This window comes from Luteimonas sp. GW821-FHT14E02 (assembly GCF_058803905.1).
The window spans coordinates 110,716-131,360 of the sequence record NZ_JBXAPK010000002.1; the positions used below are offsets into that span (position 1 = coordinate 110,716).

Here is a 20,645-nt window from a genome sequence, read left to right on the forward strand (position 1 = left end):
CCGGAGCTCTTGGGAAAGACCGAAATCGAAATTCGCGCGGCGTCTGCTGCGCGAACGCACGCGTCATCTTCGCCAAACAAACAACAGAAGGGGTTGAAGCAATGAACCGCATTTTCCGCAAGGTATGGGATGCCGATCGCGGCGTGGTGGTGGTTTCCGAGTTGGCGAAGACGAAAGGCAAAGGAAAAGGCGCGCGGTTGTTGCAGGCGGTGGTGGTGGCGAGCGCGCTTGTCGCGGCGCCCGCGATCGCGGAGCAGGAGAAGTCCCTCGACGAGGGCAAGCAAGCACAGAACATCCAGGCGGTCGATGCCATCAAGTGCAAACCGACCGGTGAAGGCGCGACCGATGCGTCGGCTTGCGTCGATGAGGCGAAAGCCACGCGTCCTGTTGAAAGCGCGCCGGCCGCGAGCAAGGACAAGAGTTCGCTGCTGATGCAGGCAGCGGTCGCTGCTGGCGCGATCGCCGCGATTTCGGCGAATTCCGAGCACGATTCGAACACGCGACAGAGCGTGCCGCCGCCGCAGGCCGCGCCACCGACTGCCGGCGCCAGCACCGTCTGCAAGCAGGCCGGCGACGGCGTGCAGCCGACCGGTTCGCTGGCTTGTGGCAACAATGCCGAAGCCACCGCAGCCGGCAGCACCGCGCTCGGCGACGCGGCCAAGGCCACGCACACCAGCGCGACCGCGGTCGGCGGCAACGCGCGTGCGCAGCAGACCAACACCACTGCAGTCGGCGGAAATGCCTGGGCGAAGGGCACCGCAGGCACCGCGCTCGGTTCCAACACGCAGGCGTTCGGCCAGCGCAGCACGGCGGTCGGTTACTCCGCGCAAAGCCATTCGGAAGGCGCGGTCGCCATCGGATTCAACTCCTACGTCGCGCCAGCGGCGGCGGGCAGCGTGGCGATCGGCTACGGCGCGCGTGCGGACGAGGCGGGCGTGTTCTCGGTCGGCAACGGTGGCGGCGCCGGCACGGTCGGTCCGGCCACGCGTCGCATCACCAACGTCAGCGAAGGCATCGACGACACCGATGCGGTGAACAAGGCGCAGCTGGATGAAGTCGCCGAGACCGCCAACAACACCAACAAATTCTTCAAGGCGACGGCCGGTGCCGACAACGATGCCGGCGCATCGGTCGAAGGCGAATACGCGACGGCGTTCGGCAGCGGCGCGAGCGCGCAGGGCAAGTCCACCACGGCGGGCGGCAATCGCGCGACGGCCAGCGCCGACAACGCGTCGGCCTACGGCACCGGCAGCGAAGCCAGCGGTCAGGGTTCGACCGCGATCGGTGGCGAGATGACCGTCATCAACGGCGGCACCTGGGAAGAGGAAACCTGGCACACGACGGCATCGGGCCAGGAAAGCACGGCGATCGGCGTCGCTGCGCGCGCCACCGAATACGGCGCAGTGGCGGTAGGCGCCGTCGCCGAAGCGAGCGGCGAGACTTCGGTCGCGGTCGGTGCCGCGAGCACGGCACGCGGCTTGAACGCGGTCGCCGTGGGCGAGCAGACGCGCGCCTACGGTGCGTTCAGCACGGCGGTCGGCGCTTGGTCGGAAGCGCATGGCGATCGCAGCGTCGCGGTGGGGGGCATCGCCTACGGCGACGAGAACACGGCGGTCGGTCAGCTTTCCGGCACCGACGGCCAGAACAGCAGCGCCTTCGGCCGCTGGGCCAAGGCGCGCGTCGACTACAGCACGGCGCTCGGTTCGGAAGCCGATGTGTTCGCGGTCAACAGCGTCGCGCTGGGATACCAGTCGATCGCCGATCGCGAGAACACCGTATCCGTCGGCAGCGTCGGCTTCGAGCGGCAGATCGTCAACGTGGCCGCTGGTGTCGAAGACACTGACGCGGTGAACGTGGCGCAGTTGAAGGAAGTGGAGAAGACGGCGGAGAACACCGACCGTTTCTTCAAGGCCACAGACAGCGAGGACAGCAACGCGGGTGCTTACGTCGAGGGCGATAACGCCACGGCGGCGGGCGAAGCGGCGAACGCGATCGGCAACGGCACGTCCGCATTCGGCAGCGGCGCCAACGCACTCGCCGATGGCGCGGTTGCCGTTGGTTACAACTCGTTGGCTGCAGGTCTGAACAGCGCGGCCTTCGGTAACAACGCGCAGGCGACAGGACCAGCCGCAGTGGCCGTGGGTGGTATCGCGGTCGATGAAAACGGCGATCCGCTGATTACCGTCAATGGTGAGCCGGTGACCACGGGCGCGACCAGCGCCGGCGTGGGCGGCACGGCGCTGGGTGCGAGCGCGAATGCGGAAGGCTTCGCATCGACTGCCACGGGCGTGGGCGCCTATGCCTCGGGTGCGCAGTCGTCCGCTTTCGGCGCGGTCGCCAACGCGATCGGCGACTACAGCACCGCGGTGGGCACGGGTTCGGCCGCGGTCGGCACGAGCAGCACGGCGGTCGGCGAATACGCTGAAGCCAGTGGCGAGGAGAGCACGGCGGTCGGCGGCACCTCGTTCTTCGGTTTGATCACGACACAGGCGACGGGCGCTGGTGCCTCGGCGTTCGGCAACGGCGCCTGGGCGACAGGCGATCTGTCGACGGCGTTGGGATACAACAGCTATGCGCGCGAGGAGAACTCGACTGCGGTTGGTTCGAACGCATTCGCGTTGGCGGCGAACAGCGTGGCGCTGGGCGCGGATTCGCGCGCGGAGCGCGAGAACACGGTGTCGGTCGGTGATGCCGGCGCAGAGCGTCAGGTCACCAATGTCGCGGCCGGCACCGAAGATACCGATGCGGTGAACGTGGCACAGCTGAAGGAAGTGGAGAAGACGGCGGAGAACACCGATCGCTTCTTCAAGGCCACCGACAGTGAAGACAGTGCGGTGGGTGCCTACGTCGAAGGCGACAATGCGACAGCAGCGGGCGAAGCCGCCAATGCGATCGGCAACGGTGCATCGGCCTATGGCAGCGGCGCGAATGCGATCGCCGATGCCGCTACTGCTGTCGGCTACAACGCCATCGCGCAATCGGCGAACAGCGTGGCGCTGGGTGCTTCCAGCCAGGCAACCGCCGAGTACGCCACGGCAGTCGGTGCGGAGAGCGAAGCCTCCGGTGAGCAGAGCACCGCAACCGGTGCGGCTGCCGTTGCTTCCGGCGACGGCAGCGTGGCCAACGGCGCGCTGAGTGAAGCCAGCGGTACCGAATCCACCGCGGTGGGTTACTACAGCACCGCCAGTGCCGACGGTGCGACGGCGCTTGGTGCGGAAAGCGTTGCTTCGGGTGAATCGTCCACCGCGATTGGTCTGGGTGCGACGGCAAGCGAGATTGGCGCGACGGCCACCGGCGAAGGTGCGCAGAGCACCGGCGCCTACGCCACGGCGACCGGTTCCGAATCGGTGGCCTCGAACACGCAGGCCACGGCAACCGGCTTCCGCAGTGAAGCCTCAGGCCTGGCATCGACCACCGTCGGTGGCTACAGCGCGGCGAGCGGCGACTTCTCCTCGGCGTTCGGCTACGGCGCGACAGCCAGCGGCACCAGCAGCACGGCCGTCGGTGAATCGGCACAGGCTTCGGGCGAGGAAAGCACCGCGGTCGGCGGCACGACCTTCTTCGGCCTGATCAACACGCAGGCGAGCGGCACGGCGGCATCGGCCTTCGGTACCGGCGCATGGGCGACGGGCGATCTGTCGACGGCAGTGGGCTACAACAGCTACGCACGCGAGGAGAACTCGCTGGCACTGGGTGCGAACTCGTATGTGCTGGCGGCGAACAGCGTGGCGTTGGGCGCGGACTCGCGCGCGGAGCGCGAGAACACGGTATCGGTGGGCGATGTCGGCGCGGAACGCCAGATCACGAACGTGGCGGCCGGTACGGAAGACACCGACGCGGTGAACGTGGCGCAGCTGAAGGAAGTGGAGAAGACGGCGGAGAACACCGACCGCTTCTTCAAGGCGAGCGACAGCGAGGACAGCAACGCGGGCGCATACATCGAAGGCGACAACGCGACGGCGGCGGGTGAAGCGGCCAACGCGATCGGCAACGGCACGTCCGCATTCGGCAGCGGCGCCAATGCGCTCGCCGATGGCGCGGTTGCCGTCGGCTACAACTCGCTGGCGGCGGGTCAGAACAGCGCCGCGTTCGGCAACAACGCGCAAGCAACCGGGCCGGCGGCAGTGGCGGTGGGTGGTATCGCGGTGGACGAAAATGGCGATCCGCTGATCACGAACAACGGCCAGCCTGTCACGACGGGCGCGACGAGTGCCGGCGTGGGCGGCACGGCGCTCGGTGCGAGTGCAAGCGCCGACGGATTCGCGGCCACCGCAGCGGGCGTGGGCGCGTATGCGCCGGGCGCGCAGGCATCCGCCTTCGGTGCGGTCGCCAATGCGACCGGCGATTACAGCACCGCGCTGGGCACGCAGAGTAATGCTTCCGGCACCAACAGCATCGCGGTCGGCCAATCGTCCACCGCCAGCGGCCAGAACAGCATCGGCATCGGTTCCAGCGCGCGCGCCACGGCCTTGAACAGCACCGCTGTCGGCGCGTCGGCGTGGGCGACGGCGGAACGCACCACCGCGCTCGGCCAGTTCGCCTGGGCGACACAGGCCGGCGCGACGGCGCTTGGCCGTGACACGTATGCCTACGCGACCAACGCCACGGCGATCGGTGTCAGCGCCTGGGCCAACGGCGCCAACAGCGTGTCGCTGGGTGCGGGGTCGCGCACCAGCGAGGAGAACGTCGTCTCGGTGGGTAACGGCACCGGCAACGGCGGCTATCCGGCCACGCGTCGCATCACCAACGTCACCGCGGGCATCAACGACAACGATGCCGTCAATGTGGCGCAGCTGAAGGAAGTGGAGAAGACGGCGGAGAACACCGATCGCTTCTTCAAGGCCACCGACAGCGAAGAGAGCGCGGTCGGTGCTTACGTCGAAGGCGACAACGCCACGGCGGCCGGTGAAGCGGCTAGCGCGATCGGCACTGGCGCGTCCGCGTTCGGCAGCGGCGCCACCGCCGCGGGCGACAACACCGTCGCGGTGGGCCAGAACAGCACCGCCGATGGCGCGGGCAGTGTCGCGGTCGGCGGCATGGGCCAGGCCTATGACGAATTCAACCAGCCGATCGTCGACGAGAACGGCAATCCCGTGCTGGTCGGCACTGCTTCGGTGGAGAACGCGACCGCCGTCGGCGCGGGCGCGCAGGCGACGGGCGAGGTGAGCAGCGCCTACGGTTATGGCGCGCAGGCGACGGGCGACCATGCCTTCGCCGGCGGTTACAAGTCGCGCGCGACCGGCAGCTACAGCACCGCGATCGGCGATGAAGCCTGGGCCAGCGGCGAGGAGACCACTGCGGTCGGCGCCATGTCGTGGGCGACGGCGGACGGCGCGACTGCAGCCGGCAACTACGCCTGGGCGACAGGCACGAACGCTAGCGCCTTCGGCAATGCCGCCTGGGCGGACGGAAACGGTTCGACCTCGATCGGCTACAACAGCTGGACGCCGGGCGCCAACGCCGTCGCGGTGGGACGCGGCGCGTTCGGCTACGAGGACTACAGTGTCGCCGTCGGCTTCCAGGCCTTCGGCAACGGCCTGCACAGCATCGCGTTCGGCACCAATTCGTTCGCCGATGCCGAGAGCGCGATTGCCATCGGTGCCGGCAGCCAGGCGCTTGCCGCGAATTCGGTGGCATTGGGTTCGGGGTCGCTTGCCGATCGCGAGAACACGGTGTCGGTGGGAGATGTCGGTGCGGAGCGTCAGATCACCAACGTCGCGGCCGGTACCGAGGCCACGGATGCGGTGAACGTGGCGCAGCTGGAAGCGGTGACGCAGGACACCAAGTACTTCCAGGCCACCGGCAGCGACAGCAGTGATGCTGGTGCGTATGCCGAAGGCGATAACGCGACCGCTTCGGGCGAAGCAGCCAATGCGATCGGCAACGGCGCATCGGCCTATGGCAGCGGTGCAAATGCGATCGCCGATGCTGCTACTGCTGTCGGCTACAACGCCATCGCGCAATCGGCGAACAGCGTGGCGCTGGGTGCTTCCAGCCAGGCAACCGCCGAGTACGCCACGGCGGTCGGTGCGGAGAGCGAAGCTTCTGGTGAGCAGAGCACCGCAACCGGTGCAGCTGCCGTTGCTTCCGGCGCCGGCAGCGTGGCGAACGGTGCACTGGCCGAAGCCAGCGGCACCGAATCCACCGCGGTCGGTTACTACAGCACCGCCAGCGCCGACGGCGCGACGGCGCTTGGTGCGGAAAGTGTTGCTTCGGGCGAGTCCTCCACTGCGATTGGTCTCGGTGCGACGGCAAGCGAGATCGGCGCGACGGCCACCGGCGAAGGTGCGCAGAGCACCGGTGCCTACGCCACCGCGACCGGTTCCGAATCGGTGGCCTCGAACACGCAGGCGACGGCGACCGGCTTCCGCAGCGAAGCATCAGGTTTGGCATCGACGACGGTCGGCGGCTACAGCGCAGCCACTGGCGACTTCGCCTCGGCCTTCGGCTACGGCGCGACGGCCAGCGGCAGCAGCGCGACGGCGGTGGGTGAATCGGCGGAAGCCTCGGGCGAGGAGAGCACCGCAGTCGGCGGCACGTCGTTCTTCGGACTGATCACCACGCAAGCGACCGGCGCCGGTGCTTCCGCATTCGGCAACGGTGCATGGGCGACGGGCGATCTGTCGACGGCGGTCGGCTACAACAGCTACGCACGCGAGGAGAACTCGACGGCAGTCGGCTCGAACGCATTCGCCTTGGCGGCGAACAGCGTGGCACTGGGTGCGGACTCGCGCGCGGAGCGCGAGAACACGGTGTCGGTGGGCGATGTCGGCGCGGAACGCCAGATCACGAACGTGGCGGCCGGTACGGAAGACACCGACGCGGTGAACGTGGCGCAGCTGAAGGAAGTGGAGAAGACGGCGGAGAACACCGACCGCTTCTTCAAGGCGAGCGACAGCGAGGACAGCAACGCGGGCGCATACATCGAAGGCGACAACGCGACGGCGGCGGGCGAAGCGGCCAATGCGATCGGCAACGGCACGTCCGCATTCGGCAGCGGCGCCAATGCGCTGGCGGACAACGCGACCGCAGCGGGCTACAACGCGCTTGCACAAGGCGAGAACAGCAGCGCCTTCGGCAGCAACGCAATGGCCACGGGCGGTTCCAGCTTCGCTGGCGGCAGTAATGCGCAGGCCAACGGCGGCGGCAGCGTGGCGCTGGGCTTCAACAGCATCAGCAACGGCAGCAATGGCGTTGCGATCGGCGCGGGCAGCGAGGTGGAGGGTTTCCTCGGTACCGCGGTCGGCGGGCTGGCCTGGGCCAAGGCGCCGTTCACCACGGCGATCGGCGGCTTCGCGACGGCTGATGGCTATCAGTCCACGGCGGTCGGTTCCGGTGCCTATGCCACTGGCTTCAACGCCACCGCGACGGGTGCGGGTTCGATGGCCGGAGACGGCGGCACGGCGATCGGCGCGGGCGCGGCGACGGGCATGTTCGTCGTCGATCCCGACAGCGGCCAGACGGTGTTCCAGAGCAGCATGGGCACCGCGGTCGGCCAGAACGCATCGGCCTCCGGTCTGTACGGCACGGCGATCGGCGGCTTCTCCGACGGCTCCTTCAGCTCCGCGGCCGCGTCTGGCCAGTACAGCGTCGCGGTCGGCGCGGGCGCCTATGCCGGCTCCTACTGGGACAGCACTCTGGTCGGCGACTACACCACCGCGATCGGCTCGGAGAGCTGGGCGATCGGCGGCTCGTCCACGTCGCTGGGCTTCAACAGCTTCGCGCAGGCCGATCGCGCGACCGTGCTCGGCGCCAATGCCTGGACCACGCCGGAGGCGACCGGCAGCGTCGCGCTGGGCGAAGGTTCGCTGGCCGAACGCGAGAACACGGTATCGGTCGGTGCCGCGCATGCCTGGACGGATGCGGCGGGCAACGAACATGCCGCCGTCGATCGTCAGATCACCAACGTTGCGGCGGGTACGGAAACCACCGATGCGGTCAACAAGGGCCAGCTCGACGAAGTTGCCGCCGGCGTCGCCAACGCCGTCAGCTACGACGACGAGGACAAGGACAGCATCACCCTGGCCGGTGCGGACGGCACGCAGATCAACAACCTCGCGGCCGGCGACGTCAATGCCGGCAGCACGCAGGCGATCAACGGCGGCCAGCTGTACGACGCGCTCGACAGCACGGCGCAGGCGCTCGGCGGCGGCGCGTCGGTGACGGCGTTCGGCACGATCAGCGCACCGACCTACATGGTGCAGGGCGGCAGCTACTTCAACGTCGGCGATGCGATCAGCGCGCTGGATGCCACCCTCTCGCAGATCGATCAGCGTCTGACCGACGTCGAAAGCAATGGCGTGGCCAGCACCACGACGAGCGAGACCGGCGGTGAAGATCGCACGGCCGCAGCTGACAAGCCGACGAAGAGCATCGGCGACACCAACGCGAGCGGCAGCGGCAACGGCACAACCGCGGCCGGCGGATCCGCTTCCGCCATGCCCAGCAGCAGCGTCGCGATGGGCGGCACGGCTTCGGGCACCAACGCGGTGGCGATGGGCCAGGGCGCGGTCGCGTCCGGCGCGTCGAGCACGGCGATCGGACAGGGCGCGAGCGCGACGGCGGCGAACAGTGTCGCGCTCGGCCAGGGTTCGGTGGCCGATCGCGCCAACACTGTCTCGGTTGGCAGTGTCGGCAACGAGCGTCAGGTGGTGAACGTCGCCGACGGCACCCAGGCCACCGATGCGGTGAACAAGCGCCAGATGGACGCCAGCGCGACCAAGACGCTGAACTCGGCCAAGGCTTACACCGACTCCAAGTTCATGGCATTGGAAGACAGCTTCGACGTGCTGAAGGACGACTTGAACCGCCGCATCCGCGATCAGGATCGCCGCATCGATCGCCAGGGCGCGATGAGCGCGGCCATGCTCAACATGGCCATGAGCGCCGCGGGTGTCCGCACCGACAACCGCATCGGTGTCGGCGTCGGCTTCCAGGGCGGGGAAAGCGCGCTGTCGATCGGCTATCAGCGTGCGATCAGCGATCGGGCCACGATCACCTTCGGCGGCGCGACCAGCGGCGACGACACGTCGGTCGGCATCGGCGCGGGCTTCGGCTGGTAATCGGAAAACGTGCGCGGGCTGGCGAGAGACAGCCCGCGGATGCATGCCGCGGCCGATCGGCCGCGGTCGAGATGGAATCGTCAGCCGGCGATTTCGATTGTTTCGTAAACCGAATGAGGAACTGCATCGTGATCAGCAAGAAACAACTCGTTGTGTACGGCATCGCCGGCATCGCGCTGATGGCTTCGGTCCTGCCTGCGGCCAACGCCGCCGGCAGCGGCAAGCAGCCCATCGTCAAGGAAATTTCGCAACATGCACCGCAGTCGCAGGCGGGTGCGCGCATCATCGTGCGCTACAAGAACAACACCGCCGCCAGCGTCGACCGCACCGCCAAGCTCAATGTGGTCAGCGCCGCCGCCAATCGCGCGGGCGTGGCGAAAGTGGCGCTGGGCGCCGGCAAGTCGGCCACGCTCACGGCGAAGTACGTGCGCAAGCTGGGCACCGGCTCCGAACTGCTCAAGCTGTCGCAACGTTTGACGTCGGCGCAGTTGGACAAGCTGGTCCGTGAGATCAAGGCCGATCCCTCGGTGCAGTCCGCCCAGATCGATCGCATGCTCACGCTCGCCGAGCCGGTGAAGCGCGTGCGCGCCGCGATGGCGCAGCCGGCCTTCGTGCCGGACGATCAGTACTACTCGCAGTACCAGTGGCATTTCCACAATGCCACCGGCGGCGTGCGCGCACCGGAAGCCTGGGACATTTCCAAGGGTGACGGTGTCGTGGTCGCGGTGCTCGACACCGGCGTGCTGCTCGATCATCCCGATCTGCAGGCGAACCTGCTGGAAGGCTATGACTTCATCTCCGACGCCTTCGTCTCGCGCCGCGCGACCGACGACCGCGTGCCGGGCGCGAAGGATTACGGCGACTGGAATCCCGTCGCCAGCGAGTGCTACAGCGGTTCGCCGGTCACCGACAGCTCCTGGCACGGCAGCCACACGGCCGGTACCGTCGCCGAAGTCAGCAACAACAGCACCGGCATGGCCGGTCTCGCGCACAACGCCAAGGTCTTGCCAGTGCGCGTGCTGGGCCGCTGCGGCGGCTACACCTCCGACATCGTCGACGCGATCACCTGGGCGTCCGGCGGCACCGTCGACGGCATTCCCGCCAACGCGAACCCGGCCGAGGTCATCAGTCTGAGCCTGGGCGGCTTCGGCGCCTGCTCGACCGAGGAGCAGACCGCGATCGACGCCGCCGTTGGTCGCGGCACCACGGTTGTGATCGCGGCCGGCAACGAGGCCTCGGACTCTTCCGACTACAGCCCGGGCAATTGCGCCAACGTCATCGATGTCGGCGCCACCCGGATCACCGGCGGCATCGCCTACTACTCCAACTACGGCAGTATCGTGGACATCGCCGCGCCCGGCGGTGGTGGCAGCGTCGATGGCAATCCGAACGGTTATGTCTGGTCGGCCGGTAGCGAAGCGCTGACCACGCCGGAATCCGGCGAGGTCACCTACATGGGTATGGGCGGTACCTCGATGTCGACACCACACGTCGCCGCCACCGTGGCCCTGGTGCAGAGCGCGCTCGCCGCGGCCGATCGCGATCCGCTGTCGCCCGCCGACATGGAAGCGCTGCTGAAGGAGACCGCGCGTCCGTTCCCGGTCACCATTCCTTCCGGCACGCCGATCGGCACCGGCATCGTCGACGCCAAGGCCGCGCTCGATCAGGCGCTGGAAGTGCCGTGCGATCCGGAGACCGAGCAGTGCGGCCCGGATGCGACCCCGCTGGTCAACAAGACGCCGGTGGCCGACCTCTCCGGCACGGCCGGCAGCGAAGTGCTGTACAGCTTCGAAGCCAGCGCCGGCAGCGTGCTCAGCTTCATGACCTACGGTGGTACCGGCAACGTCTCGGTTTACGTCAGCTTCGACGCCGAGCCGACCACGAGCGTCTACGACGCCAAGTCGACCCGCGTCGGCAACAGCGAAACCGTGCGCTTCACCGCCCCGCAGGCGGGTACCTACTACATCAAGCTGGTGGGTGCGGCGGCGTACAGCGGCGTCACCCTGGTGGCGCGCCAGTAAATCGCATCGTCCTCGCGAAACCTTGGACCCCGGTTGCCAACCGGGGTCTTTTTTTGTGCCGGAAACGGGGATTTCGCGGCGGATTCACGTCCGATTCGCTTCGGGATCGGCGCTATGAGCGCAGCCGCCCGCTGTGATGTCGGGCATGCGGGATGACCTGCTAAAGTCGGCTTTCTTCAGGAGGTCGCAGTGAACGCAGTCGTTCAAGAGCCCGGACACGAACATCCTGCCGTCGGCCCGTCTGTTAACGAGGGTGCCACTGCCGCGCGTGCCGCAGACGAGCGCATCGTCGCGGCGCTGCTGGAGAAGGGCCGGCTCAAGGAAGCCGACCTGGGGCGCGCGCGCCGTTTGCAGGAGGAAACCGGTAACGATCTGCTGTCGTTGCTGGCACGGCTGGGCCTGGTCTCCGAGCGCGACCACGCCGAAACCTGCGCGGAGGTGCTCGGGCTGCCGCTGCTGACCGGCAAGGACGCGCCGGATGCGCCGCCGGAGATGCCGGCGGAAGCCCAGACGCTGTCGACACGCTTCCTCAAGCAGTTCCACGTCTGTCCGCTCGGCGAACAGAACAATCGTCTCGTGCTATGGATGGCCGATCCCTACGACACCTACGCCGTGGACGCGGTCCGTCTGGCAAGCGGCAGCGAGGTCGCGCTCGCCGTCGGCCTGCGCTCGGAGATCGACGATCTGATCGAGCGCTGGCACGGCCAGGGCCGCAGCGCGATGGGCGCCATTGTCGAGACCGCCGATGGCGAAGGCGGCGGCGACATGGACGATGTCGAGCATCTGCGCGACCTCGCCTCCGAAGCTCCCGTCATTCGACTGGTGAACCTGGTCATCCAGCGCGCCGTCGACCTGCGTGCGTCGGACATCCACATCGAACCGTTCGAGAACCGCCTGAAAGTGCGCTACCGCATCGACGGCGTGCTGGAGGAGGGCGAAAGCCCGCCCAGCAATCTCACCGCCGCCGTGATCAGCCGCATCAAGATCATGGCCAAGCTCAACATCGCCGAACGCCGCCTGCCGCAAGATGGCCGCATCATGCTGCGCGTGCAGGGTAAGGAACTCGATCTGCGCGTGAGCACCGTGCCCACCGCGCATGGCGAATCGGTGGTGATGCGCCTGCTCGATCGCGAGACGGTAGTGTTCGATTTCCACAGGCTCGGCTTCACCGACGAGTTCCTGCCGCAATTCCAGAAGGTGCTCGACCAGCCGCACGGCATCCTGCTCGTCACCGGCCCCACCGGTTCGGGCAAGACCACCACGCTCTATACGGCGCTGTCGAAGCTCAACACGGCCGATGTAAAGATCATCACCGTCGAGGACCCGGTCGAATACCAGATCGAAGGCATCAACCAGATCCAGGCCAAGCCGCAGATCGGCCTCGACTTCTCGCATGCGTTGCGCTCGATCGTGCGTCAGGACCCCGACATCATCATGATCGGCGAAATGCGCGACCTGGAAACATGCCGCATCGCCATCCAGTCGGCGCTGACCGGTCACTTGGTGCTGTCCACGCTGCACACCAACAACGCCGCAGGCGGCATCACGCGCATGCTCGACATGGGCGTGGAGGATTACCTGCTCACCTCCACTGTCAACGGCATCCTCGCGCAGCGTCTGGTGCGGCGCTTGGAGCCGACGCATGCGGAGAAATATCTGGCCTCGCCGGAGGAGATCGAGAAGTTCAGCCTGCGCCGCTACCAGCCCGAAGGCGAGATTTATCTCTATCGCCCGCGCGGCTCCGCGCTGGCACCCACCGGATACCACGGCCGCACCACCATCATGGAATTCCTGGTGATGAATGACGAACTGCGCCGCGCGGTGATGCGCCACGCCGGTATGGGCGAACTGGAGCAGCTCGCCAAGCAGGCCGGCATGCGCACGATGTACGAGGACGGCATCATCAAGGCGATGGCTGGATTGACGACGATCGAGGAAGTGCTGCGCGTGACGGAGGATGCGTGATGCTTTTACTCGTCATTCCCGCGAAGGCGGGAATCCAGTGACTTTAGAGCCGTCATGGAGAGACAACCGGCAGTCTACATCCTGGCCAGTGACCGCAACGGAACGCTTTATGTTGGAACGACCAGCGATTTGGTGGGAAGAACATGGCAGCACCGCGAGCATGTCGCGGACGGATTCACAAAGAAGTACGAGGTGACGAAGTTAGTCTGGTACGAGCTGCACGGCGTCATGGAGACAGCCATCGCGCGTGAGAAGCAGATCAAGAAGTGGAACAGAGTTTGGAAGATTAGGTTGATTGAAGAGCACAACCCTTATTGGAATGACTTGTGGTCCGAAATTGTTGGTTGAATGTCGAGGCGCCAAGAGGCTGTCATTCCCGCAAAGGCGGGGATTTAGCGGCTTTCGATTGGTTTTCATCCGCTTTCAGAAAAGCCAACGTCACTGGATTCCCGCCTTCGCGGGAATGACGAGCAAAACAAAGCCTACGATCCATGCCTCTCTATCGCTACAAAGCCCTCAACACCCGTGGCGAAATGCTCGACGGCCAAATGGAAGCCGCCAGCGACAGCGAAGTCGCGCTGCGCCTGCAGGAGCAGGGCCATTTGCCGGTCGAGGCGACACTCGCCAGCGGCAGCGGGGGCGAATCCGCCTGGCGTGCGCTGTTCAAGCCCAAGACGTTCGCTGGCGAACGGCTCGTGCAGTTCACCATGCAGCTCTCGACGCTGCTCGGCGCGGGTCAGCCGCTGGATCGAGCGTTGACAATCCTGCTCGAACTGCCGGAAGACGAGGCCGCGCGCCGCACCATCACCGACATCCGCGACGGTGTGCGCGGTGGCAGTGCGTTGTCGACGGCGCTGGAACGCCAGCACGGTACCTTCTCGCGCCTGTACATCAACATGGTGCGGGCCGGTGAGGCTGGCGGCAGCTTGCAGGAGACGCTACAGCGCCTGGCCGAATATCTCGAACGCAGTGGCGCGCTGCGCGGTCGCGTGATCAATGCGCTGATCTATCCGGCGATCCTGCTGACGCTGGTCATCGGCGCGCTGATGTTCCTGCTCGGCTACGTCGTGCCGCAGTTCGCCGGCATGTACGAGAGCCTGGATGCGGAGATGCCGTGGTTCACCCAGCTCGTGCTGGGCCTCGGCCTGTTCGTGCGCGATTGGTGGATCGTGCTGATCGTGGTGCCGGCGCTGCTGCTGCTGTGGCTGGATCGCAAGCGCCGCGATCCGGCCGTGCGCGCGCGCTTCGACGAATGGATTTTGCAGCGCAAGCTGGCCGGCTCGCTGGTGGCCAAGCTCGAAACCGCGCGCCTGGCGCGCACCCTCGGCACGCTGCTGAAGAATGGCGTGCCGTTGCTGACCGCGCTCGGCATCGGCCGCAACGTGCTCGGCAACCGTGCCCTGGCCAGTGACGTGGAAGCCGCGGCGGACGAGGTGAAGAACGGTGTCGGCCTGTCCGCGGCTCTGGCCAAGGGCAAGCGCTTCCCGCGGCTGGCCCTGCAGATGATCCAGGTGGGCGAGGAGTCGGGCGCGCTCGACACCATGCTGCTGAAGACCGCCGACACCTTCGAGCAAGAGACCGGGCAGGCCCTGGATCGCATGCTGGCGGCCCTGGTGCCGGTGATCACCCTGGTCCTGGCCGGCATCGTCGGTGCGGTGATCATGGCGGTCTTGATCCCGATCTACGGCCTCACCGATACAATCCAGTGACGCCGTGCCGTATTCAGGGGACAGAACGGCCGTCCGGGCGATGAACCATTTGCCCGGTCGTCGATCCAACATCTGGAATTCAGGTTCAGTCATTTCCCGGCTGGCGGGAAATGCGAGACTTCGGCGTTCCTGGCGGCCAGGCGCCGTATTTGACAGGTTTTGTTGACAGTTTTTGACCCGACAACTTTTTAGGATGCAAGCGATGAGGCGTTCACGTTCCTTCCCCGGCTCCCCGCGTTCGGCACAGGCGGGTTTCAGCCTGATCGAAATCATCATCGTCACCGTGCTGATCGGCGGCATCGTCGCGTTCGCGGCGAGCAGAATCCTGGGCGGCGGCGACAAGGCGAAATTCAAGCTGGCGCAGGCGCAGGTGCAGACCCTCGCCGAGAAAGTCCAGTCCTACCAGATGGACACCGGCAACCTGCCCGCTTCGCTCAACGATCTCATCACGCAGCCCGGCGGCGCCAACAACTGGCTCGGTCCGTATGCGAAGGAAGCGGATCTGAAGGATCCCTGGGGCACGCCGATCGAATACAAGGTGCCCGGCGACAACAAGCCTTTCGATCTGGTCAGTCTCGGCGCCGACAAGCAGGCCGGTGGCGACAGCGTCAAGGGCGACATCAAGTACGAGTAAACGTGAAATTCGGCAGCCGGGATTGGCAGGGTAGGGAACCGGTTGCCGCAGTGCGGACATCGGGGGAGCGTCCCTTGCCCGCCGCCGCCGTGCTGCGATCGCACAATGCCTTTGACGGACATCAGCGCGGCTTCACGCTGATCGAAATCATCGTGGTGATGGCCATCATCGCCGGCGCCGCCTTGCTCGGCGTGATGGCGGTGACCGGCGGTTTCGAGCGCATGCAGTTGCGCTCGGCGACGCAGGACGTGGCTGCCAATCTGCGCTTCGCGCGCGCGCAGGCGATCGCCACCGGCACGCCGCAGCGCTTCGTCATCAGCCCGAGCGAGCACACCTGGGAGGGCGCTGCCGGACGCCAGGGACGCATCTCCGACAAGATCTCGGTCCGCTTCTTCGGCGCGCGCGAAGTGCAGCCCAGCCGCGGACAGGGCGCGATCGTGTTCTTTGCCGATGGCGCTTCCACCGGCGGACGCGTGCAGCTGGTCGTCAAGCGCGCGGGCTGGAATGTCGATGTCGCTTGGTTGACCGGAGAGGTCAAATCGTGGCGCGCGGAAACGGTGCCGCCATGAAGCGCCGGATGGGGAGGGCTGCCGCGCGAACGCGGCATTCGGCGAAGGGGAAGCAAACCGGCTTCACTCTGATCGAGATCATCATCGCCTTCGCGGTACTGGCGCTTGCGCTGACGCTTTTGCTGGGCACCTTGTCCGGCTCGGCGCGGCAGGTGCGGGATTCCGCCGATGCGGGGCGCGCGGCGCTGCATGCGCAATCGCTGCTCGCGCAGACCGGCGTCGGCGAGGCGTTGCAACCGGGTGCACGCGATGGCGAGTTCGACGACGGCAAGTATCGCTGGACGATGCAGATCAGCGATTACACCGATCCGCTGCGCCCGCAGCAGGACATGCTGCGCAATCCGGGCGCGCCGCATCTGCTGCGGCTGGCCTTGACGGTGCAGTGGGGCGATGGCGGGCCGGGGCGGCGGCTGTCGCTGGAAACGTTGCGCCTGGCCACGCCGGACATGATGCAGAGCGTGACGCCATGAATCCGCGATTGGGCAGAACATCGGTTCGGGCTTCGCCACGTGCGCATGCGCGCCGGCGCCAGATTTCCGGCTTCTCGCTGATCGAAGTGCTGCTGGCGGCGACGCTGCTGGCGGCGGGGTTGGCCGTGGCCTTCGCCACGGTGCGCGCGGCGACCGCAACCAAGCAGCGCGGCGAACTGATTTCCGAACAGAACGAGCGCATGCGCGCCGTCGAAGGCTTCCTGCGCCGCCGCATCACCTCGGCGCTGCTGATCGGATTCGCCATCGATACCAGCACCGGCGAGCAGACCCGCTTCATCGGCGAATCCGACCATATGCGTTTCGTCGCCGACCTGCCGGACTATCTCGGCCGCGGCGGCCCGCATCTGCATGACATCCGCGTGATCGAGGACGGCGGGCAAGCGAAGCTGGTGGTGTCCTTCGCGCCGGTAGTGGGAAACACGGTGGCGGAAGAACGGCAGCCGCGTCCGCCCGAACCGATGGTGCCGGACCTGGTGTCCGTGAAGATGCGCTATCGCGGGCTCAACGCTGAAAACAAGCTCGACGAGTGGGTCGACAAGTGGGAGACGCCGGACCGGTTGCCGGTGCAGGTGTCGATCGACATCCAAAGCAAGATCGCCGGCCAATGGCCGCGGCTGGTGGTGTCGCTGCCGCAGGCGGGCAATCAGGCGCCGGGGGTGTTCCGGTGAAACGTGCTCAGATGAAGCGTGCTCGGATGAAGCGCGCTCAGATGAAGCGCGCTCCGGCCGCGCGCGCACGCGGCGTCGCCCTGCTGCTGGTGATGTGGATCATCGCGCTGCTGGCCACGCTGGTGGCCGCGTTCGCGTTCTCCGCGCGCATCGAGCGTCTGCAGGCGCGATCGCTGGATCAGGAAGTGGTGGTCGGACAGGCCGCGCGCGCTGGCCTGGAGTACGCGCTGACGCGGGTGTTCGAAAACGATCCGCGCCTGCGCTGGAAGCCCGACGGCCGGCCGTATCCCTGGGCGTTCGGTGATGCGCAGGTGGAAGTCAGCATCGTCGACGAATCCGGCAAGGTCGACCTCAACACCGCCGACGTGCCGTTCCTGAGCCAGCTGTTCGTGGTGCTCGGCACCGACAAGCAGGAAGCCGACCGGCTCGCCGCCGCGATCGCCGACTGGCGCGACATCGACAACCTCACGCAGCCCCAGGGCGGCGCCGAGGATCCGGATTACGCGTCGGCGGGCCTGCCATACGGTGCCAAGGACGCGCCTTTCGACACCATCGCCGAGGTGGAACAGGTGCTGGGCATGACGCCGCAGCTCTACGCCAAGGTAGCGCCGCTGCTCACCGTATACAGCGGGCAGATGCGCCCTGATCCAAACTACGCGCCGGCCGAAGTACTGCAAGCACTGGGTGTGGACGCGGCGCCGATCCTGGCACGCCGCAAACAGACCCAGCCCAAGCCTGGCGGCCTCGACGACTCCGCGCTGTTGGGTGGCGGCACCGGTACGTATAGTATCGTCAGCCGCGCGCGGCTCCGGGATGGCCGCCAGGCAGTGCTGAAGGCCGTCGTGCGCGCGGGGATCGGTACCGTGCCGGGATCCGCTTATCTGGCACTGCGATGGGAAGAGGGAGCCATTCCGCGATGATGTCCGCGGTCGACAATACGAGCGCGTCGCAAGGTTCGTTCCGACAAAGGTTCGGACGGGTCGGCGGGCGCCTGCGTCCGGGGTTCAACGGGTTCTGGACCTGGTGGACCGAAGCGCTGGCGAGCTGGCTGCCGGCGCGCTTGCGCGCCCTGTTCGGCCTCGCCCACGAGCGCCTGCTGTTTCGCCATGACGGCGCCGACCTGCATCTGCTGCTGCAGCGGGGGGAAGGCAACGAGGCACTTGGGCAGATCCCCTGGGCGCCCGAGGCTGGCGGCACCGCGGAGAGCGCTTCCGATGATCCGCTGGCGGAACTGCTCGCGCAGCGCCTCGTCGATCTGCCGCGCTGGCTGCTGCTGCCCGCGAGCGCCGGCCTCAGGCGGCGGCTCACCCTGCCGGCTGCGGCTGCGGACCGCCTGCGCGACGTCGTCGCCTTCGAAATCGATCGCCAGACACCTTTCGCCGCCGCCGATGTGCATTACGACGCGCGTATCGTCGCGCGCCGCAGCGATCAGCTCGACGTCGAACTCGTCGTCGTCCCGCGCGCGACGTTCGACAAGGCGCTCGCGGCGCTCGGCCCGCTCGGGGCCACGCTCGCCGGCGTCGATGTCGTCGACGCCGAGGGCCGCGCGCTCGGCATCAATCTGCTGACGGACGGGCAGCGCCGCCGGCGCAGCGATCCGTGGCAGGTCTGGAATCTCGTCTTCATCGTCGTCGCGCTGCTCGCCTTCGGCGTGGGCCTGTGGCAGATCCTCCAAAACCGCCGGGAGGTCGCCGCCGAGCTCAAGCGCGAAGCCGATCAGCACGGCAGCCAGGCACGCCAGGCCGCCGCCGCGAAGCGTCAGCTGATCGATCGGGTCGAAGGCCTGCGTTTCCTGCAGGATGCACGCGTGGGCCGGCCGACCACGGTCGAGGTGATCGACGAACTCGCGCGCCGCCTGCCCGACACCACCTACATCGAAAAACTCGCCATCGAGGACACCCGCCTGACGCTGATCGGGCAGAGCAGCGAGGCCTCGCAACTGGTGGTCAAGCTGGAAGGGTCGAAACTGTGGCGCCAGCCGGCGCTGACCGGCGCCTTGCAGCCCGACCCGCGCACGCACCGCGACCGCTTCACCCTGACCGCCGAACTCGCAGTCACCGATGCCGCCAAATCGCAACCGGGAGCCGTCGATGTCCGAACGCCCTGATCGCGACCGCTGGCTGGCCCTGGGCATTCTCGTCGGTGCGCTGGCGCTGGCCTATTTCGTGCTCGTCCATCCGTGGTGGACGGTGCCGATGCTCGAAATCAATGAAGAAATCGGCTCGTTGCAGCAGCGTGATCTGCGCGCACGGATGGAACTGAAACAGGAGCCGCAGGTGCGCCGGCGGCTGCAGGAGCTGCAGCAGCAATCCAGCCGCATTCCCGGCTTCATGACCGAGCGCAGCCCGGAGCTGGCGACGGCGAGCCTGGTGCAGCGTCTGGAAACAGCGGTTTCGGAAGCCAGCCCAGGCAACAAGAGCTGTGCGATTCAGAATCGCTCGCCGACCACTGATTCGCGGCCACAGCGCTTCCCGCGCGTGGTGGTGCAGGTGCGCCTGCGCTGCGGCAACCCCGAACTGGCGACTGTGCTGTATTCGCTGGAAAACGGTTCGCCGCGTCTGTTCGTCGACAATCTGAACATCCTCTCCACCAATTTCTTCGTCGCTCAGCAGCAATCGCGACAGGGGGCGGGGCTGGACGTCAGTTTCGATCTCTACGGCTATCTGCAGCCGACATCGGCACCGGCACAGCCGGCTCCGACCTCGAATCCCCCAGGACCCGGACCCGCGGGAGGTGCCAATGCGCCGGGTTGAGACGGCAGGCGCCAAGACCTGGCTGCTGGGCGGGCTGGCGCTGTGGGCGCTCGGCGTGTGGGTGTTCGCGCTGATCGGCGTCGGCGGCAAGGTGGCAACGCTGGAGGACGATCCGACGCTGGCCGGCCGCCTGCCGCAGCCGGTCGCCAAGTCGCCCGAACGCCTCGGTCCCTTGCCGCAGTACGCCGCCATCGGCGAGCGTCCGCTGTTCACCGACGATCGCCGCCCGCAGCCGTTCACCATCAATCCGGAAGGCGAGGAGGCGGGCAAGGCGAACGCTTTCGATTACGTGCTCACCAGCGTCCTGCGCACGCCGAATTTCCAGATGGCGATCCTGCAAACGCCGGACGGCACCGGCGAACCCATGCGCGTGAAAGTCGGTGACGCACCGAAAGCCGCGCCGAACTGGCATCTGACCTCGGTCGATGCGCGCAGCGCGGTGTTCAATGGGCCGGAAGGCGAACGCAAGCTCGAATTGCGCATCTTCAACGGCACCGGCGGCGAACCGCCGACCGCGATCGCGGCACCGCCTCCGCCGCCCCCGATTCCGGGACAACCCGTGCCATCGCCCGCCGTGAACCAGGTGCCGCCACCCCGTCCGCCACCGCCGCAAAGCGCCGACGTGCCGCCGAATCCCAATCCGGCCGACGCCGCGCAGGACGCCGCCACGCAGCAACAGATCGAAGCCATCCGCAAGCGCATCGAAGCCCGCCGCGCCAAGCTGCGGCAGGAAGCGCAACAACGGCCGCCGCAGCCGGGCCAGAACCCATAGA

Annotated in this window: 13 protein-coding genes; all 13 read left to right on the plus strand. The window is 67.3% G+C overall.

Annotated features, from left to right (window positions below; all coding sequences use genetic code 11):
* The first annotated feature begins 101 nt into the window (after window positions 1-101).
* The gene (locus AC1RNP_RS03575; protein WP_493049884.1) at window positions 102-9,062 is read left to right on the plus strand and encodes an ESPR-type extended signal peptide-containing protein; all 8,961 of its coding nucleotides are present in this window, start codon (window positions 102-104) and stop codon (window positions 9,060-9,062) included.
* A 113-nt stretch (window positions 9,063-9,175) separates the two neighbouring features.
* Window positions 9,176-11,083, plus strand: coding sequence for a S8 family peptidase (locus AC1RNP_RS03580; RefSeq protein ID WP_493049885.1), 1,908 nt, complete (start codon window positions 9,176-9,178; stop codon window positions 11,081-11,083).
* 285 nt (window positions 11,084-11,368) lie between these two features.
* Entirely contained in the window at window positions 11,369-13,048 is a 1,680-nt protein-coding gene (gspE, locus tag AC1RNP_RS03585) for a type II secretion system ATPase GspE (protein WP_493050277.1), read from the plus strand.
* Window positions 13,049-13,102: 54 nt separating this feature from the next.
* Window positions 13,103-13,396, plus strand: a complete 294-nt coding sequence (locus tag AC1RNP_RS03590) for a GIY-YIG nuclease family protein (RefSeq protein WP_493049886.1) — start codon at window positions 13,103-13,105, stop codon at window positions 13,394-13,396.
* A 143-nt stretch (window positions 13,397-13,539) separates the two neighbouring features.
* Window positions 13,540-14,757 carry a type II secretion system protein XpsF gene (gene xpsF / locus AC1RNP_RS03595; protein ID WP_493049887.1) on the plus strand — a complete coding sequence of 406 codons (1,218 nt, stop codon included), beginning with the start codon at window positions 13,540-13,542 and terminating at the stop codon, window positions 14,755-14,757.
* Between the two features lie 202 nt (window positions 14,758-14,959).
* A complete protein-coding gene (gspG, locus tag AC1RNP_RS03600; protein ID WP_493049888.1) occupies window positions 14,960-15,391 on the plus strand; it encodes a type II secretion system major pseudopilin GspG in 432 nt (143 codons plus the stop codon).
* Between the two features lie 74 nt (window positions 15,392-15,465).
* Window positions 15,466-15,960 (plus strand): type II secretion system protein XpsH, encoded by a 495-nt coding sequence (gene xpsH / locus AC1RNP_RS03605; RefSeq protein WP_493049889.1) that lies wholly within the window; start codon window positions 15,466-15,468, stop codon window positions 15,958-15,960.
* Entirely contained in the window at window positions 15,957-16,430 is a 474-nt protein-coding gene (gene xpsI, locus AC1RNP_RS03610; RefSeq protein WP_493049890.1) for a type II secretion system protein XpsI, read from the plus strand. Before xpsH ends, xpsI begins: the two co-directional genes overlap by 4 nt.
* On the plus strand, window positions 16,427-17,119 hold the full coding sequence (locus tag AC1RNP_RS03615; RefSeq protein ID WP_493049891.1) for a type II secretion system protein GspJ: 693 nt from the start codon (window positions 16,427-16,429) through the stop codon (window positions 17,117-17,119). The genes xpsI and AC1RNP_RS03615 overlap by 4 nt, the downstream gene beginning before the upstream one ends.
* A 41-nt stretch (window positions 17,120-17,160) precedes the next feature.
* Window positions 17,161-18,039, plus strand: a complete 879-nt coding sequence (locus AC1RNP_RS03620; protein WP_493049892.1) for a type II secretion system minor pseudopilin — start codon at window positions 17,161-17,163, stop codon at window positions 18,037-18,039.
* Window positions 18,036-19,226 (plus strand): PilN domain-containing protein, encoded by a 1,191-nt coding sequence (locus tag AC1RNP_RS03625; protein ID WP_493049893.1) that lies wholly within the window; start codon window positions 18,036-18,038, stop codon window positions 19,224-19,226. The genes AC1RNP_RS03620 and AC1RNP_RS03625 overlap by 4 nt, the downstream gene beginning before the upstream one ends.
* Complete coding sequence (gene gspM, locus AC1RNP_RS03630) at window positions 19,210-19,872, plus strand: type II secretion system protein GspM (protein ID WP_493049894.1); 663 nt, start codon at window positions 19,210-19,212, stop codon at window positions 19,870-19,872. The genes AC1RNP_RS03625 and gspM overlap by 17 nt, the downstream gene beginning before the upstream one ends.
* Window positions 19,859-20,644 (plus strand): type II secretion system protein, XpsN-like, encoded by a 786-nt coding sequence (locus tag AC1RNP_RS03635; protein ID WP_493049895.1) that lies wholly within the window; start codon window positions 19,859-19,861, stop codon window positions 20,642-20,644. Before gspM ends, AC1RNP_RS03635 begins: the two co-directional genes overlap by 14 nt.
* The last annotated feature ends 1 nt before the right edge of the window (window position 20,645 follow it).